This window comes from Vibrio sp. 1078-1 (assembly GCF_033340475.1).
On record NZ_JAWOWM010000631.1, the window covers coordinates 1 to 583 of the forward strand.

Annotated in this window: 1 pseudogene; it reads left to right on the forward strand. The window is 44.8% G+C overall.

The features are described from left to right. Nucleotides 1-500: pseudogene (moaA, locus tag R7190_RS29200) on the forward strand (GTP 3',8-cyclase MoaA); the annotation flags it as partial. Nucleotides 501-583: the final 83 nt, after the last annotated feature.

The window sequence follows — 583 nt, forward strand, 5'->3', positions numbered from 1 at the left end:
TGTTGATGAAAGATCTGAACCATCACGAGCTACCCGCATTTCTTAACTGGATCAAAGACCGTCCAATCCAATTGCGCTTTATTGAGCTAATGCAAACGGGCGAGATGGATGACCTCTTTTCAAAGCATCATGTTTCTGGTGTTGCGATCCGTAATCAACTGATTGCGAACGGCTGGTTACTGAAAGTGCGTTCGCACAATGATGGCCCCGCTCAGGTGTTTGTTCACCCAGATTATAAAGGTGAAATCGGTCTTATCATGCCGTATGAAAAAGACTTTTGTGAAAGCTGTAACCGTCTGCGTGTTTCTGCGCTGGGTAAGCTGCACCTTTGTTTGTTTGGTGAACATGGCGTTGAACTGCGTGATTTGTTGGAGCGTGATGACCAAGAAAACGAGTTGATTGAACGTATCCAATCGCAGCTGCAAACAAAGTCCGTAAGCCACTTCTTACACGATGGCAATACTGGTATGACGCCGCATCTTGCGTCTATCGGCGGCTAACTTTATTCAATTTTTTAGAGAGAGCTTAGTGCTAAGCTGGATCTAACTTTTTCCGAATCGATACCAAGCGTATCAAAGCTAAT